This is a genomic window from Aeromicrobium phragmitis (assembly GCF_003674095.1).
GTDB lineage: Bacteria > Actinomycetota > Actinomycetes > Propionibacteriales > Nocardioidaceae > Aeromicrobium > Aeromicrobium phragmitis.
The window spans coordinates 1-397 of record NZ_RDBF01000134.1 but is presented as its reverse complement, the minus strand read 5'-3'; the positions used below and the strand labels follow the sequence as shown (position 1 = coordinate 397).

The window sequence follows — 397 nt, the reverse complement described above, 5'->3', positions numbered from 1 at the left end:
CATCGTACACGACACGGTCGAACGCCGCCTCGCTGCCGCGCGCGCGATACGTGCCCAACTCCTCGGGCATCGCCGGCTCCTCGCGCTGAGCGCGTGCGAGCATCTCGGCCTCCGCGGCGAACAGATCGTCCTCGTCCTTGACCGGCCGCCCGATGACGTGATCGCGCTCGGCCTCCAGATCGGCGGCGAGACCGAGCAGCCCGGGCACGCTCGGAACGAAGATCGACGCGGTCTCCCCGCGCCGGCGGGCGCGGACGAAACGGCCGACCGCCTGGGCGAAGAACAGCGGAGTCGCGGTCGTCGTCGCGTAGACGCCCACGGCGAGGCGGGGCACGTCGACGCCCTCACTCACCATGCGCACGGCGACCATCCACGGGTCGCTGTTCGCCGAGAACTC

General features: G+C 71.8%; 1 protein-coding gene. It reads right to left on the bottom strand.

Annotation, left to right across the window (positions count from 1 at the left end; all coding sequences use genetic code 11):
- Positions 1–397 (bottom strand): DEAD/DEAH box helicase (locus D9V41_RS16630; protein ID WP_424922809.1); only part of this gene is annotated, 397 nt, incomplete at both ends.